This window comes from Colwellia sp. MB3u-55 (assembly GCF_014076785.1).
GTDB lineage: Bacteria > Pseudomonadota > Gammaproteobacteria > Enterobacterales > Alteromonadaceae > Colwellia_A.
Window position 1 is genome coordinate 1 of sequence record NZ_JACGUS010000035.1, and the last position, 428, is coordinate 428.

Below are 428 nucleotides of genomic sequence, written 5' to 3' on the forward strand. Positions count from 1 at the left end.
TCTGCAGTTGCTGCGTTATCAAGCACATTACCTGTAGCAATTGTATCTTCAGCTATCGTAACCGTTTCACTATCATCACTTAAATCTGAAACCGGTGTCACTGAAATGGTTAGGGTAGAACTCTGTGTATCACCTGCACCGTCAGTAACAATGTAAGTAATTACAGGCACAGCACCGTTGAAATTATCATTAGGTGTGAAGGTGTAACTACCATCTGCATTTAAAGTGAGTTCACCCTCAGCAAGGGTAACCGTGTCACCTGCATTATAAGTATTACCATCAACAGTAAAACTGGTGACAGTTAGTGGACCATCTGCTGTTTCAGCATTATCTAACACATTGCCTGTGGCTGTTGTATCTTCAGCTGTTGTAACAGATTCACTATCATCACTTAGATCAGACACTGGTGTCACTGAAATTGTTAGTGT

The 428-nt window shown here is 41.1% G+C and carries 1 protein-coding gene; it reads right to left on the reverse strand.

Annotated features, from left to right (window positions below; genetic code table 11):
* The coding region (locus H4J66_RS01020; RefSeq protein ID WP_310650608.1) for an Ig-like domain-containing protein at positions 1 to 404 on the reverse strand (404 nt) is incomplete at its 3' end.
* Positions 405 to 428: the final 24 nt, after the last annotated feature.